Below are 15,700 nucleotides of genomic sequence, written 5' to 3' on the forward strand. Positions count from 1 at the left end.
CGCATCTATTGGGCTTTCAGTCTTTAAGGGCTTAATTTATGTATTGACATTAATTATTTTTGTATATACATTAACAGGGTGACTTAGTGATTGAATTTGACGATGTAAAGCGAGAGATAACCTTATTTACACGTTGCCTAGATATGGCAAGAGCAAATGAGATCTTTGAAGCCTCACATATGGATCAAATTGATTACAGAAAGAATTATGGTGAAGTTCGAGTATTCAGTTTTGGCTACCTAGATAACACTCCAGTAGTTGTTGTGTGGACCTACAGAGGTATCAAAAGAAGAATTATCAGCCTGAGGAGAGCAAATGAACGTGAAATTAAAAAATATGCAGGAAGAATGGGTTGATCCAGATGACGCGCCAGAGTTAGATGAGCAATGGTTTAAGGATGCCCACGTCTATGTTGGCGATACTCTTATCAAAAGAGGTGTTGGTAGACCACCCATTAAAAACACTAAAGAGATGCTGAGTCTCAGAATGGACTTTGATGTACTGGAAAAACTACGGGCGAGTGGTAAAGGCTGGCAAACCCGACTAAATAATTACATTAAAGAAGCTGTTTTAAAAGGCGATCTTCAATGAGATTAGGTCTCAGGATTTTCTGAAGTACCTTCTGCCTGTGGAGTCAAAATAGTTGGATAAGAAACTGCCCAAGTACCTGGGTAATCACGGCTGTAATGCAGCCCTCTACTCTCTCTACGCATTAAAGCTGATCTCACGATCAGTTCAGCACATTCCAACAGGTTGCGAAGCTCAATTAAGTCACGTGTTACTTTAAAGTTCGCGTAATACTCCTGTACTTCGTATCTGAGGAGTTTGATGCGGTGCAATGCTCGCTCTAGCCTTCGATTGGTTCTCACAATTCCGACGTAATTCCACATCAATGAACGCAGCTCATCCCAGTTATGAGCAATTACCACTTGCTCATCGGCATCCTCGACCTGACTCTCATCCCACAATGGTAGTTTTGGCATTACTGCTGTTTTCATTGCAGAGATATCTGCAGCAGTGGCCTTACCAATGACGATGCATTCCAATAATGAATTACTAGCCAAGCGATTAGCGCCATGTAAACCGGTATAAGTAGCTTCGCCTACTGCATACAGACCAGGCAAATCAGTACGGCCCTTGAGGTCAGTCACTACGCCACCACAGGTGTAATGCGCTGCCGGCACTACTGGAATAGGCTCTTTAGTAATGTCTAGTCCCAAACTCATACAGCGCGCATAGATCATTGGGAAATGCTCTTGAATAAACGATTCACCTAAATGGGTCGCATCAAGATGAACATAATCGAGACCATGCTTTTTCATCTCAAAGTCGATTGCCCTAGCGACAATATCACGCGGCGCTAATTCGTTGCGCTCATCATGCTCGGGCATAAAGCGATTACCGTTAGGGAGTTTAAGTAAACCGCCCTCACCACGCATTGCCTCGGTGATTAAAAAGGTTCTATCACTAGGGTGATACAAGCATGTTGGATGAAACTGAATAAACTCCATATTACCGACACGGCAACCTGCACGCCAAGCCATAGCGATACCATCGCCTGTAGCAGTGTCGGGGTTGCTGGTGTATTTGTATACCTTGCCAACACCACCGGTAGCCAACACTACTGACTTGGCTTCAATTGTTTCTACACGATTATTTTGAATATCGAGGGCATATACGCCATAACAACGATTCGGTTTAGTGCGTTGAGTCTTGGTATCTAAGTGACGATTGGTAATCAGATCTAAAGCAATCCAGTGCTCTAGCAGTTGAATATTTTTATGGGCTCGTGCTTTATCTAACAATACTTCATGAATAGCTTTACCGGTAGCATCCGCAACGTGCGCAATCCGACGTTGGCTATGGCCACCTTCACGCGTGAGATGCAAGCCCATGGGGCCAGTCTCATCAGCAGTAAACGGAACTCCCTGCTCAACTAGCCAACGAATAGCTTCTGCACTTTCTTCAGCAATATATCGGGCAGTAGATTCCACTACAAGACCAGCGCCAGCATCCAAGGTATCGGCTACATGAGAGTCAACGCTGTCATGCACTTTATCAACCACACCAACGATGCCACCTTGAGCCCAGGCAGTTGCAGCCTCACCCAGACCGCGCTTGGCCATCACAATGACCGGCTGCGTCTCTGCCATATGAAGAGCTACGGTCAGGCCGGCTAAACCTGCTCCAATAATTAGGACGGGTAATTCTGCTTTGGTATCGAAGGGTGGGGTTTGGGGTTTTGAACTAGCCATGTTTAATTCTAAAGGGCAATCGATAAAGAGATATTCTAAGAGATTTAAAGCAACAAAGCCCCTGGTAAGGGGGCTTTGTTAGGTTGTGCAAAACAGCTTAGGAGATGACTTCAGGCTCTTGCCTACTAGGATCATTAGTTCCATAGCCCATTACGGCAGCAGCATGACCACCTTTGGCAAGCTTGACTGCGCAGTACTTAAATTCTGGGATCTTGCCAAATGGATCTAAGGCAGAGTTGGTAATTAAGTTGGCTGCAGCTTCGTAGTAAGCAAACGGAATAAAGATCACACCACGCGGAGTGCCATCATCTCGACGAACGTGGATAGCTACTTCGCCACGACGTGACTGAACCGTAATGACATCGCCAGCAGATACACCTAACTGGGTCATATCTTCACCATGCATCGACACAGTAGCCATCGGCTCAATCGCATCCAAGACGGTTGCACGGCGCGTCATACTGCCAGTATGCCAATGCTCTAACTGACGTCCTGTAATCAGCACAAATGGATACTCCGCATCTGGGCGCTCATTCGCAGGAATGATATCGGCTGGCACTAACTTCACTCTGCCATCTTTAGTATCAAACTTGTCATCAAATACAATTGGTCGACCTGGATCTTCAGCGGATAAACAGGGGTAAGTCACGCTAGACTCTTTTTCTAAACGCTCCCAAGTAATACCATTGATAGCTGCATGCATTGCTTGACGCATCTCGTCATACACCGCTGCAACACCGTCGTCAGCACCTTGATAGTTCCAGTTCAGGCCCATGCGCCTAGCGATTTGCTGAATAATCCACAAATCGGGCTTCGCGTCTCCAGGGGGATTAATCGCTTTTTTACCCATCTGTACCATACGATCGGTATTGCTTGCAGTACCAACCTTCTCAGGCCATGCGCTTGCTGGCAAGACCACGTCTGCTAGAAGCGCAGTCTCAGTCATAAAAATATCTTGGACAACCAAAAGATCCAAAGAAGCTAAAGCATGACGAGCATGATTCAAATCAGGGTCACTCATCGCAGGGTTCTCACCCTCGACATACATGCCGCGAATCTTATCGGGATCACTATCGGGCGCAGTGATCTTATGCATGATCTCTACCACGGTGTAACCGGGCTTCTTATCTAACGGGCTATCCCAGAATTTCTCGAACCAGGCATGCGCTTCTGGATTGTCTACGCGCTGGTAGTTCGGGAACATCATCGGAATTAATCCCGCATCACTTGCACCCTGTACATTATTTTGTCCGCGAAGTGGATGCAAGCCAGAGCCAGGCTTACCAATTTGACCCGTAATACTCACTAAAGCAATTAAACAACGGGCGTTATCAGTACCGTGAATGTGCTGACTGATACCCATGCCCCACAAAATCATGGCTGACTTAGTAGTTGCAAATTCTCTGGCAACTTCACGCAAAGTCTCTGCTGGAATACCGCAGATTGGTGCCATTGCTTCTGGGCTATAGCCCTTGATATTTTCTTTTAGAGCTTCAAAATTATTAGAGCGATTCTCGATAAAGTCTTTATCGACCAATCCTTCTTCAATGACTGTGAAGATCATGGCATTGAGCATCGCCACGTCAGTATCGGGCTTGAACTGCATGGTGCGCCAGGCATGTTTACTAATATCGGTCGCACGTGGATCACACAATACAATTTTTGCGCCTCGTTTAGCGGCATTCTTAAACCAGGTAGCGGCAACGGGATGGTTTGCGGTTGGATTTGAGCCGATCAAAAAAATAAGGCTTGAGTGCTCAACATCGTTCACTTGATTACTTACCGCTCCTGAGCCGACGCCTTCTAAAAGCGCAGCAACTGATGATGCATGGCAAAGACGAGTGCAATGGTCGACGTTATTGCTACCAAAACCAGTACGTACCAGTTTTTGGAATAAGTAAGCCTCTTCGTTACTGCCTTTTGCAGAACCAAATCCAGCCAACACCTTATTGCCGTATTGATCTTTGAGTTTCTTCAGGCCGCCACCAGCAACTTCCAAAGCCTCTTCCCAAGTAGCTTCACGGAAAATGTCGGACCAATCTTGCTTACCTTCTAGCAAAGCTTCATCTTTAGCAACACCGGCCTTACGAATGAGCGGCTTTGTTAGGCGCTGTGGGTTATGGATGTAGTCCATACCAAAGCGACCCTTAACGCAAAGACGGTTGTGATTAGCTGGGCCATCACGACCTTCTACGCTAACAATCTTTTCATCTTTCACGTTGTAAGTAATCTGACAACCTACGCCGCAGAATGGACAAACTGAATCTACCTTGCGATCAACTATTTGCGAGCCAATTAATCCCTTGGGCATTAATGCACCCGTTGGGCAAGCCTGCACACACTCACCACAAGCAACGCAAGTACTATCGCCCATTGGGTCATTCAGATCAAACACGATCTCGCTATGAGAACCGCGCATTGCATAACCAATCACATCATTGACCTGCTCTTCACGACAGGCGCGCACGCAACGATTGCATTGAATACAGGCATCTAAGTTCACCGCCATGGCTGGGTGAGATACGTCATGACTCACTTTTTCACGGCGCAATGCCTTGAGCTCTGGACGTACTGTGACATCTAAGCGTTCAGCCCAGGTACTCAATTCGCCATGTTGATTTTTTTGCTCTTCTTCCTTACTGTCACCTACCCACTTAAAACCTTCGTCCGGCATGTCGGATAACAACATTTCTAAGACGAGTTTTTGACTCTTGAGTGCACGTTCGCTATTCGCTTTGACATCCATACCTGGAGTTGCGCTACGACAGCAACTGGGTGCCAAAGTACGTTCGCCATTAATTTCTACTACGCAAGCACGGCAATTACCATCAGCACGATAACCATCTTTAAAACACAGATGCGGAATATCGATCCCGTGGCGTTTAGCGGCTTTGAGAATAGTCTCGCCTTCGTAAGAAACGATGGTCTTGCCGTTGAGCTTGAACTCAACGGTTTGCAATTCAAGTTCTTTAGGATTTACTGGTGCATTCATATTTGTCTCGTTTTTCCCTATTCTTTTATTAAGCAACTTCCTTATTGAACTTCTTGCGGGAAATATTTTGCAATACAGCGAATTGGATTTGGTGCAGCTTGACCTAGGCCGCAAATAGAAGCGTCAACCATCACCGTTGCTAAATCTTCTAAAGTGTCTTGATCCCAAGATGGTGACTGCATCAACTTGGCAGCCTTGCTGGTGCCAACACGACATGGCGTACATTGACCGCAACTCTCATGCTCAAAGAAGTGCATGACATTGAGCGCCATATCGCGCGCCTTGTCTTTATCGCCAAACACCATCACCGCAGCAGAACCAATGAAACAGCCATAAGGCTGCAAGGTATCGAAGTCTAGCGGAATGTCATTCATCGTTGCTGGCAAGATACCGCCTGAAGCGCCGCCAGGTAGATAGCCGTAGAACTTGTGGCCATCTTGCATGCCGCCACAATACTCATCAATCAGCTCCTGAATCGTAATTCCGGCTGGAGCCAGTTTTACGCCCGGGTTTTTGACTCGACCGCTAACACTAAAGCTACGTAAGCCCTTGCGATCATGGCGACCAAAAGAACTAAACCACTCAGGGCCACGCTGAACAATATCGCGCACCCAGTAGAGAGTTTCAAAATTGTGCTCTAGTGTTGGACGACCAAACAAGCCAACCTGCGCAATATAGGGAGGACGCATACGGGGCTCTCCACGCTTGCCTTCGATACTCTCAATCATGGCAGATTCTTCACCGCAGATATAAGCGCCCGCACCACGACGTAACTCAATCAGTGGCAATTTAAATGGAGGATTTGCTATAAGCTTAGCCAACTCTACTTCGAGCAATTCACGGCAACCATGGTACTCATCGCGCAGATAAATATAGCAAGCATCAATACCCACTACATTTGCAGCAATTAACATACCTTCCAAGAAGCGGTGTGGATCGCGCTCCAAATATGTACGATCTTTAAATGTACCTGGCTCACCTTCGTCAATGTTCACTGCCATCAATTTCGGAGCGACTTGATCTCTCACAATGCGCCACTTACGCCCTGCTGGGAAGCCTGCGCCACCTAAGCCGCGAAGTCCTGAGCTCTCCATTATCTTGACAATACTCTCGCCGTCTTTTTTACCCTCAACAATTTCTTTTGCTAAGGCATAACCACCCAGTGCGCGATAAGACTCGTAACCTACATAGTCTGGTGAAACTGCTTGATTTTCACCTTGCGGAGATACGCCCTGCTCTGCTAAAGCTGCAGGATCAAAACTCGCACTGTCCTTGGCCATTGGCTGAGTAGTCAGATTATTTTTGACGGCGGCAGCGACCTTATCCGTAGTTGCAAACAATACCGGGTACTGATGCACAACTGCTACTGGAGCCTGCTCACAACGACCCACGCAGGGAGCAGCCTCCACTTTAATCTTAGGATTGCCCAAGATTGCCGGTAACTTCGCTAATAGATTTTGCGCACCAGCCAGCTCACAGGCAACACCATCACAAACCCGCAGAGTGATATCTGCAACCGGATCATTGCCACGCACCACTTCAAAGTGATGATAAAAAGTAGCAACCTCATAAACTTCTGCCATCGGCAAATTCATTTCTTTTGCGAGGGCAACTAAGTGACGATCATGTAAAGCGCGGTATTCGTCATTGAGCTTGTGTAGATTTTCAATCAGTAAATCACGACGATCAGCTGCAGCACCGATTAACTGGCGAACCTCTGCCAATGAGACATCGTCTGCTTGACGCCCTTTAAGTTTGCTCTTGCGACGAATGGTTTCCCTTAAATCATCTGCTGTTGCTACAGCAACAGCCTTGACTTCAGCCGAGGGTTTTGGGTGATTCATAGTTTTAATCTCTAATTTCTAGTCGCAATAATGGAGCTATTTTTTTAAGTCTGAAGCTACGCTTGATAAGGTCCGAATTGGCAAGAAACAGCTGCGCTTGCTCTAAATAGGAAACTCCCAAGGTCACTAATGATTTTGGGTCATTTTGGCACTCAAGTCCTTGACGGCGCTCAAGTGAATTTAACTAGGGTAAACCCTATTAAATGACGGATGGGGAAGGCTTACTGCCCGGTGGCGGAGCGTAATCCAGCTTGCGCTCATAAACACGCGCCTTAAAGCAATCGTTATAGCCTTTGCTGCCGATTTGCCAACCAATCGAAGTACAGTCATCTTGGGCTGCTGACTCAATAGAGCCGCACCCCGTTAAGGCAATAGCGGCAATAGAAACAAGGGTGGCTAAGAAGCGCGGTGTAATTGAATTCATACCCTAAGTCTACTGGATTCCTGATTCCAAGTTAAGGGAAAGTGAGTACTTGTGGAATTAGAGATAAGTCAGCAACAATGTATGGGAGCATCATTGCAGCTATACAGATAAATACATTCGGAGAACATAATGCACACAAGCTTAAAACAAGTTCTAGCAATCGCCTTTTCGCTGACTATTGCCCTGCTTTCTATCAACACCCATGCTCAAGCACAAGATGGCTACACCGATCTCATTGATGGCGTTAGCTTAGACGGTTGGAACATCATCGGCAGCGCGAATTGGGTCATCGGCAAAGGAATAGTCGAGGGCAATAAGCCATCCGGATTTTTAGTGAGTAATAAAAGCTATCGGAACTTCATTATTCGCGCTGAATTTTGGGCTGAATCTGACACCAATAGCGGAATTTTTATTCGCTGCCAAGATCCCAATAAAGTCACCGCTGGTAATGCTTATGAAATTAATATCTGGGATACACGTCCAGGACAGGAGTACTCCACCGGGGCCATTGTTGATATTGCCAAGGTCAATCCAATTCACAAAGCTGGTGGGCGCTGGAACACCATGGAAATTACGGCCAATGGACCTCAGCTCAAAGTAATGATGAATGGGGTGCTTACTGTTACAGATGCTAGAGATAGCAAGTTTTCTGAAGGACCCATTGCTCTTCAGTCCGCCGGTGGCATCATTAAATTTAGGAAACTACAAATTAAGGCAATCTAAATTATCTCTAGGTCAATTTACTGGGGGCGCCTCAAATAAGGCGGCCCCTTTTACTTAGATAGGGGCAAGTCACAGAGCGGTGAAATCAGTGCTAGCGACAAAGTAGCGCTTTTATTAAACATAGATTTCATACCTATCAGCACAAACTATTGGACGTAATGCTCTTGCGTGCTTGTGCATCTTGACGATACCGTAATTTGACATCGTCTTAAGGGTGCGAGATAGATTACCCTGCTTGCGTCCAGTTAATTCCGCCAACTCTGAAATCGAGATCGGCTTTGATTCGCGAATGACGTTTAATAGCGCACGATTTTCATCGCTGAGAACTTGGGCTAATGAGCGCATTGAGGTAAACCATATTTTGGGATCGCTCGGTTGAACTTTCAGCTGACCCTTAGCTACCATCAGAACGCGCTGACGCATTTGTTGCTGAGATGCAATTCCTATCTTAATTACTTTCATTTGTCTCTCGCCAATCTTAAGGTCTTATCAACATCCTCAAAAAAATCCTTTAATAATTGATAGGCATTCTTAAAATCATAACTTGTTCCCAGATCTGTCGCACAACGATGCTTGTGATCATATGGAAGCTTACGATTTGCATAGCCAGCAAACTTTGTCGCATGAGCATTGTCATAACCTAATATTCGAACTCCCCGAGGGTTATGTAAAGTTAAAGAATATCGAATTCCATGGGGAATAGAAGCAGTCGCCTCAACCTCCCATGCCTCTATCTTTACCCAATACCCACCCTCCTGATCCAAGACCTGCCCATGCAAATCTAATAAGACATTCTTACCAAGTGATTTCATTGCCTAAATATATCAACTAATGATATATCAAAAGTATCAACCTCTATAGGAATGGGGGAATAGTACTGCTACCTGTTTTTATGCAGGCGGAAAACCAACCTTTTGTTGCCAGCTATTGTTAAACACATGAATGACCGGCTTTTCATAGACTCCTGCTTTGGTGAATGGCTCATCTGCTAGCCAAGCCTCAACAGCTGCCTTGCTTGGAAAATCCATCGCTAACAAGCTACCCACTGTTGTCTTGCCATCTTCAGAAGTCAGTGGGCCAGCAAAGGCCATCTTGTCTGCAAACTTACCTAAGTAAGCGCGATGCTCGGGTCGCACCTGAATGCGTAATTCTGCTGTACCGGGACGATCCATTAACAGGATTGCAAAGATCACGTTTTCTCCTCATTAGCTCTAAAACATCCATCTTACGGCAAGCGGAAAAAGAAAAACCGCCCTAAGGCGGTTTCTCGCGCAAAGCTATTAAAACGAATTAAGCAGCTTTACGGCTTTTAGCAGCTGGCTTAGCTACTGCGTATTGGCCTTGAAAGTTAGCCATTGCAGCATCAACACTTTTCTCAAAGTTTGCGAAAGCATCAGTTGCTGAAGCGCGAACTTGGTCAAACTGTTGGAGTGAAGTTTCAAATACAGTTTTGAATGCAGATACAAATGCCTCAGAACCAGCAGGAGCTGTCTTAGTAGCTTCTTTAACAAACTTAACCATGTCAGCGCGTACATCATCAATGGATGCATCAACTACTTGAGCAACTTCTTTATTGCTGTTACGCACAACTTTGTTTACCTTAGCTTGGTAAGCAGCAGCGTACTTAGCAGCTTCTTGTGCTGTTTCTGGCTGAACCAATTTTGCCAATTGTTGTACATCTTTAACTGCCAACAATTGAGCGCTTGCATCTTGAGCAACAACTAAAGCATCTTTAGCGGTAGCTTGGTTGATTTCAGCTAATTCTTTTGCGCTTTCAACAGCTACTTGAGCCAAGAACTTTGCGTTTTCAACAGCTTTAGTTTGAGCTTGTGTCATTTGGTCGTTTAATTGATTTTGGAACATGGTGGTTTTCCTAACTTTTATAAAATTGATAAAAAATGTATTGCAATGCACCATTCTAAAAAGTTTTTTTATTGCACTGCAAGGTTTATTTGCGGCGACGCAACAAAAACATCAAAAACCCCCTTTTTTGATTAAAAACAGGGGGTTGAGGGGCAAAATAATTTAGCCTGAGATGGTGATTTGGGGCAAAAAACCGAGGAAAAGTAAAGAAAAATCACCCGAGGGTGGTCTCAAACTACTGGCGGAAGAGGCGGGATTCGAACCCGCGGTAGGCTATTAACCTACGCACGCTTTCCAGGCGTGTGACTTAAACCGCTCATCCACCCTTCCGTACAAGCCGTTGATTATACGTTTGCCAGAAGGGCTTAGCTCTAAAAGCATGATTGGCTAATTAGACAGACTCTTTGAGTTGCTCCAAAATCGCTGGATTTTCTAGAGTTGAAGTGTCTTGAGTAATCTCTTCACCTTTGGCTATGACACGAAGTAGGCGGCGCATGATCTTGCCTGAACGTGTTTTAGGTAAGTTATCACCAAAACGAACATCCTTTGGTTTAGCGATCGGACCGATCTCCTTACCCACCCAGTTCCTTAGCTCAGTAGCAATCTTCTTCGCTTCGTCGCCTGTTGGGCGTCCACCCTTCAGAACTACGAATACGCAAATGGCTTCACCCGTCAGCTCATCGGGATGACCTACTACTGCAGCTTCAGCAACTAATGGATTAGCAACCAAACATGATTCAATTTCCATCGTACCCATGCGGTGACCAGAGACATTCAAGACGTCATCGATACGACCCGTAATCGTGAAGTAGCCAGTATCTTTATTGCGAATTGCACCGTCACCTGCCAAATACAAAGTACCGCCCAACTCTTCTGGGAAGTAAGACTTCACGAAGCGATCGGGATCACCCCAAATATTGCGAATCATTGAAGGCCATGGACGCTTCACAACCAAAATACCGCCGTGACCATTTGGAACATCTACGCCTGCCTCATCCACAATCGCCGCCTGAATACCTGGTAATGGCAATGTGCATGAACCTGGAATCATGGGAGTTGCACCAGGCAATGGTGAAATCATATGACCACCAGTTTCGGTTTGCCAGAAAGTGTCTGCAATTGGGCAACGTGAGCCGCCCACATTCTCGTAGTACCACATCCAAGCTTCTGGATTAATCGGCTCGCCGACTGAACCCAAGAGACGCAGGGAAGATAAGTCATAACTCTGGGGATGGACTGTTTGATCATTACTCGATGCTTTGATTAATGAACGAATCGCTGTTGGGGCAGTGTAGAAAATCGTTGCCTTGTGCTTTTGGATCATGTCCCAGAAGCGACCCGCATTAGGGTAAGTTGGAACACCCTCAAACACAATCTCCGTAGCGCCTACTGCGAGTGGGCCATAGGTAATATAGGAGTGACCTGTTACCCAGCCGATATCAGCAGTGCACCAGAAGACATCATTTGGCTTAATGTCAAAGGTCCACTTCATTGTGAGAATCGCCCACAAGAGGTAACCACCAGTAGAGTGTTGAACACCCTTAGGTTTACCTGTTGAGCCAGAGGTATACAGAATAAATAGTGGGTGCTCAGCACTGACCCACTCTGGCTCGCAAGTAGAAGATTCATTGGCTACGATTTCTTGCATCCAAACATCACGACCCGCTGTCATGGTGACATGATTGCCCGTGCGCTTATTCACGATCACATGCTTCACATTAGGACATTCGCCAGTCGACAGGGCTTCGTCACAAATGGCCTTCAAGGGCAATGATTTACCGCCACGGAACTGTCCGTCTGCGGTAATCACGGCTACTGCACCCACGTCAATAATTCGATCTCGCAACGCTTGAGCAGAGAATCCACCAAACACAACAGAGTGAATTGCACCAATACGAGCACAAGCCTGCATCGCAACAACACCTTCGATAGTCATCGCCATGTAAATGATGACGCGGTCACCAGACTTGATGCCCATTTTGCGCAGTGCATTTGCCATTTTGCAAACACGCTCTAGTAACTCTTGATAAGTTACGTTGATAACTGATCCATCATCCGCTTCAAAAATAATCGCGATCTTATTGCCAAGACCATTTTCAACTTGGCGATCTAAACAGTTGTGGGAAGCATTAGTAGTGCCATCTTCAAACCACTTGTAGAAAGGCGCTCTGGATTCATCAAGAACTTTAGTAAAGGGCTTTTTCCAAAAGACATTCTCTTTAGCAAGGCGACTCCAGAAACCGTCATAATCATTGTTAGCTTCGGCACAGAGCTTGTTGTAAGCGTCCATTCCAGAAATAGCGGCAGACTTAATAAAGTCTGCAGGTGGGTTAAATACGCGGTTTTCTTGCATCAATGGTTCCATGCTTCACAGCCCTTCTATTCAATAATCAGTCGTCTTTTTCTGCAAAAAAGGTGCAGAGTAAGGAAAACGCATCCCAAGACCTAATAAGATAAGTGAAAACACGCTAGATTTGCTCTATGGCAAACCCTTAAAATAGATTAAACCTTACACGATTAAGCCAAAAACTATGACAAATATCAAACAAAACGACCTCATCCAAAGCGTGGCGGATGCCTTTCAATTCATCTCTTACTACCACCCCAAGGACTTTATCTCCGCCATGGGCAAGGCTTATGAGCTTGAACAAGGTGCTGCAGCGAAGGATGCGATTGCGCAGATTTTGACTAACAGCCGGATGTGCGCAGAAGGGCATCGCCCCATGTGTCAGGACACTGGCATTGCAGTCGTTTTTCTCAAAATTGGTATGAATGTTCAATGGGGCGATGCCACCATGAGCGTCAGTGAAATGGTAAATGAAGGTGTTCGTCGCGCTTACATGAACCCAGATAACCCACTACGCGCATCCGTTCTGACTGATCCAGCGGGTAAACGCAAAAACACTGGCGACAACACCCCGGCCGTTGTTCATTACGAAATCGTCCCAGGCGATGGTGTTGAAGTCATTTGCGCGGCCAAAGGTGGTGGCTCTGAGAACAAAGCCAAGATGGTCATGCTTAACCCCTCGGATTCGATCGTTGACTGGGTAGTCAAGACAGTTCCGACGATGGGTGCGGGCTGGTGCCCTCCCGGCATCTTAGGTATTGGTATTGGCGGAACCCCAGAGAAAGCCATGTTGATGGCCAAAGAGTCATTGATGGGCCCAGTAGATATTCAAGAGCTTTTTGCTCGTAGGCCACAAAATCGTGTTGAGGAACTCCGTTTAGAGATTTTCGATAAAGTAAACAAGCTTGGTATTGGTGCTCAAGGTTTAGGTGGCCTTACTACCGTTCTTGATATCAAAATCATGGACTACCCAACCCATGCAGCCTCACTGCCGGTGGCGATGATTCCGAACTGCGCCGCTACCCGCCACATTCACTTTCATTTACATGGTGACGGCCCCGCTAAATTAGAGGCGCCTGCATTATCTGATTGGCCAGACGTCACTTGGACTCCAGACACTAAAAAATCAAAGCGTGTGAACTTAGATACTTTGACCGCTGAAGAAGTGGCTGGTTGGAAAGAAGGAGAAACACTTCTCCTAAATGGCAAAATTTTGACTGGTCGTGATGCAGCACATAAGCGCATTGCCGACATGCTTGCTAAAGAAGAAGAATTACCGGTAAGTTTTAAGAACCGTGTGATCTATTACGTTGGTCCAGTAGACCCAGTAGGTAATGAAGCAGTGGGTCCAGCAGGTCCAACAACCTCAACTCGCATGGATAAGTTCACTGAGATGATGCTGGCCCAAACTGGCTTGATCTCCATGATTGGTAAAGCGGAGCGTGGTCCAACTGCTATTGAAGCGATTAAGAAACATAAGTCCGCTTACTTGATGGCCGTGGGTGGCGCAGCTTACTTGGTTTCAAAAGCCATTCAGACAGCAAAGGTAGTGGGCTTTGCTGACCTCGGCATGGAAGCGATTTATGAGTTCGATGTCAAAGATATGCCAGTAACAGTAGCAGTCAGTTCTGCCGGCATCTCTATGCATGAGACCGGTCCCAAAGAGTGGCAAGCAAAGATTGCTGGAATTCCAGTCGTGATTGCTTAAGTTACCTATTAACTCAGCCACTCTTAGTTAAGCGACCTGACTTGGCACTCATCGGAGTTTTTGATTCTGGCATTGGAGGCTTATCCATTTTGGATGAGGCTATGCGCCAGCTTCCCGCGCATGACTACATCTATTTAGCTGACTCCATTCATGCTCCTTATGGAGAAAAGTCTAGTGAGTGGATAGCTTCGCGCAGTATGGAGCTATGTCAGTACTTAGCAGCGCAAGGATGTGATGCCATTATGGTTGCCTGTAACACTGCTACTGCCGAAGCCATTGCAGATATTCGTGATGAGCTCAGCAATATTCCGATCATCGGCGTAGAGCCAGGCATCAAGCCTGCAGCAATGCAGTCAAGTAATGGCATTGTTGGCGTGCTCGCAACTGAGGCTACCCTCAAGAGCGATAAATTTAGTGCTTTACTCGCCACCCTACCCAATTGTCAGTTTGTTAAACAAGCGGGTGCTGGCTTGGTTCCCCTGATTGAGGCGGGTCAGGCTAATTCTGAAGAAACACTAGAGCTACTTACTGAACATCTAGAACCCATTCAGGAGGCGGGGGCAGATACTCTGGTTCTAGGATGCACACACTACCCTTTCTTACGAAAAGCCATACGTAAATTATTAGGCGATTCCATTAACCTCATTGATACCAGCGAGGCAGTGGTACGCCAACTTAAACGAAAACTAGAGTCACAGGGAATGCAATTAGATGATGGTGAATATGGTTCTATTCAATTCATCAGCAGTAAAGATGCACAGAACTTACATCAAATGGCGCACGAGCTCATGCAATCAGATCTGGATAAACATAGCATTGACTCTCGTTTAGTGAGATCCTTCACATGAGCACCTTTTTAAATCGAATGAATGCGCATCTACCGTTCGATAAGACTGAGCGCATCATCATTGGTATTGTTATTGCCTTGCATTTATTATTTCTGATTGGCTTTCAGAGTGGGATGAAGCCGGACAACGATAGCAATCAAGATGATGCGCGCGTGATGGCCAATCTAGTAAGTCCTGAGGCAGCTAAGCAGCCTGACGCTACTCCAGCTGCGCCTCCACCTAAACCCAAGCAAGAGCAGAAGAAGAAAACGGTGGATGAAAAATCCACACAGGCACCAACACCGCCACAAACTCAACAACAGACTCCCACCCCGCCAACACCCCAACAATCCAAAAGTGAATCCCAGGCTCCGACTGCTACGGTTGCACCAGCCACTACCTCTGGATCTAGTGGCACACCGATTCAGACTGATATTGGTAAACTAGTCGTTGTATATCAACCAGATGCAGATGCTTACTACCCTTCTTTTTCTAAAAGATCTGGGGAGCAGGGAGAGGTAGTTGTGAGACTAATTATTGATGAAGCGGGTAGTGTTGAGGATGTTGCCTTATTGCGTTCCAGCTCATTTCCAAGATTAGACAGAGCAGCAACGGAAATTGGTCGTCGTTATCGCTTTAAACCATTTTTAGTCAATGGTTCGCCCCAGAGAATTTCTACCAACCTTTTAATTAAATTTAATTTAAAGAATTAATATT

15 protein-coding genes and 1 tRNA gene are annotated in these 15,700 nt (G+C 46.0%); 6 read left to right on the forward strand and 10 right to left on the reverse strand.

Annotation, left to right across the window (positions count from 1 at the left end):
• The first annotated feature begins 86 nt into the window (after positions 1-86).
• Positions 87-356, forward strand: a complete 270-nt coding sequence (locus ICN22_RS09960; protein ID WP_216170689.1) for a BrnT family toxin — start codon at positions 87-89, stop codon at positions 354-356.
• Positions 316-591, forward strand: coding sequence for a BrnA antitoxin family protein (locus ICN22_RS09965; RefSeq protein WP_216170691.1), 276 nt, complete (start codon positions 316-318; stop codon positions 589-591). Before ICN22_RS09960 ends, ICN22_RS09965 begins: the two co-directional genes overlap by 41 nt.
• 2 nt (positions 592-593) lie before the next feature.
• On the opposite strand, the gene nadB is transcribed toward ICN22_RS09965, so the two are convergent.
• The 4 genes from nadB to ICN22_RS09985 form a co-directional block, all read right to left on the reverse strand.
• Positions 594-2,255, reverse strand: a complete 1,662-nt coding sequence (nadB, locus tag ICN22_RS09970) for an L-aspartate oxidase (RefSeq protein ID WP_216170693.1) — start codon at positions 2,253-2,255, stop codon at positions 594-596.
• A gap of 97 nt (positions 2,256-2,352) precedes the next feature.
• Positions 2,353-5,247: a formate dehydrogenase subunit alpha gene (gene fdhF / locus ICN22_RS09975; protein ID WP_216170695.1), complete on the reverse strand. Its 2,895-nt coding sequence runs from the start codon at positions 5,245-5,247 to the stop codon at positions 2,353-2,355.
• 41 nt (positions 5,248-5,288) lie between these two features.
• The gene (locus ICN22_RS09980) at positions 5,289-7,091 is read right to left on the reverse strand and encodes an NAD(P)H-dependent oxidoreductase subunit E (RefSeq protein WP_216170697.1); all 1,803 of its coding nucleotides are present in this window, start codon (positions 7,089-7,091) and stop codon (positions 5,289-5,291) included.
• Between the two features lie 199 nt (positions 7,092-7,290).
• Positions 7,291-7,515, reverse strand: a complete 225-nt coding sequence (locus ICN22_RS09985) for a hypothetical protein (RefSeq protein ID WP_216170699.1) — start codon at positions 7,513-7,515, stop codon at positions 7,291-7,293.
• A gap of 129 nt (positions 7,516-7,644) precedes the next feature.
• On the opposite strand from ICN22_RS09985, the gene ICN22_RS09990 reads away from it, so the two are divergent.
• Positions 7,645-8,238: a 3-keto-disaccharide hydrolase gene (locus ICN22_RS09990; protein ID WP_216170701.1), complete on the forward strand. Its 594-nt coding sequence runs from the start codon at positions 7,645-7,647 to the stop codon at positions 8,236-8,238.
• 114 nt (positions 8,239-8,352) lie between these two features.
• On the opposite strand, the gene ICN22_RS09995 is transcribed toward ICN22_RS09990, so the two are convergent.
• The 6 genes from ICN22_RS09995 to acs form a co-directional block, all read right to left on the reverse strand.
• Entirely contained in the window at positions 8,353-8,700 is a 348-nt protein-coding gene (locus tag ICN22_RS09995; RefSeq protein ID WP_216170703.1) for an HVO_A0114 family putative DNA-binding protein, read from the reverse strand.
• Positions 8,697-9,050, reverse strand: a complete 354-nt coding sequence (locus ICN22_RS10000) for a toxin-antitoxin system TumE family protein (protein ID WP_216170705.1) — start codon at positions 9,048-9,050, stop codon at positions 8,697-8,699. Before ICN22_RS10000 ends, ICN22_RS09995 begins: the two co-directional genes overlap by 4 nt.
• Before the next feature lie 78 nt (positions 9,051-9,128).
• On the reverse strand, positions 9,129-9,431 hold the full coding sequence (locus ICN22_RS10005) for a YciI family protein (RefSeq protein WP_216170707.1): 303 nt from the start codon (positions 9,429-9,431) through the stop codon (positions 9,129-9,131).
• A 97-nt stretch (positions 9,432-9,528) separates the two neighbouring features.
• Entirely contained in the window at positions 9,529-10,101 is a 573-nt protein-coding gene (locus ICN22_RS10010) for a phasin family protein (RefSeq protein ID WP_216170709.1), read from the reverse strand.
• A 239-nt stretch (positions 10,102-10,340) separates the two neighbouring features.
• Positions 10,341-10,431, reverse strand: a tRNA-Ser gene (locus tag ICN22_RS10015).
• A gap of 61 nt (positions 10,432-10,492) precedes the next feature.
• Positions 10,493-12,466: an acetate--CoA ligase gene (gene acs / locus ICN22_RS10020; RefSeq protein ID WP_216170711.1), complete on the reverse strand. Its 1,974-nt coding sequence runs from the start codon at positions 12,464-12,466 to the stop codon at positions 10,493-10,495.
• Positions 12,467-12,632: 166 nt separating this feature from the next.
• Between acs and ICN22_RS10025 the strand changes: the two genes are divergently transcribed.
• From ICN22_RS10025 to ICN22_RS10035, 3 genes are read left to right on the forward strand one after another with little or no spacing between them, the layout of a single operon-like run.
• Complete coding sequence (locus ICN22_RS10025) at positions 12,633-14,156, forward strand: fumarate hydratase (RefSeq protein WP_216170713.1); 1,524 nt, start codon at positions 12,633-12,635, stop codon at positions 14,154-14,156.
• Positions 14,114-15,004, forward strand: coding sequence for a glutamate racemase (murI, locus tag ICN22_RS10030; protein WP_369411594.1), 891 nt, complete (start codon positions 14,114-14,116; stop codon positions 15,002-15,004). Before ICN22_RS10025 ends, murI begins: the two co-directional genes overlap by 43 nt.
• Entirely contained in the window at positions 15,001-15,696 is a 696-nt protein-coding gene (locus ICN22_RS10035; RefSeq protein ID WP_216170715.1) for an energy transducer TonB, read from the forward strand. The genes murI and ICN22_RS10035 overlap by 4 nt, the downstream gene beginning before the upstream one ends.
• The last annotated feature ends 4 nt before the right edge of the window (positions 15,697-15,700 follow it).

This window comes from Polynucleobacter bastaniensis (assembly GCF_018882205.1).
GTDB classification, from domain to species: domain Bacteria; phylum Pseudomonadota; class Gammaproteobacteria; order Burkholderiales; family Burkholderiaceae; genus Polynucleobacter; species Polynucleobacter bastaniensis.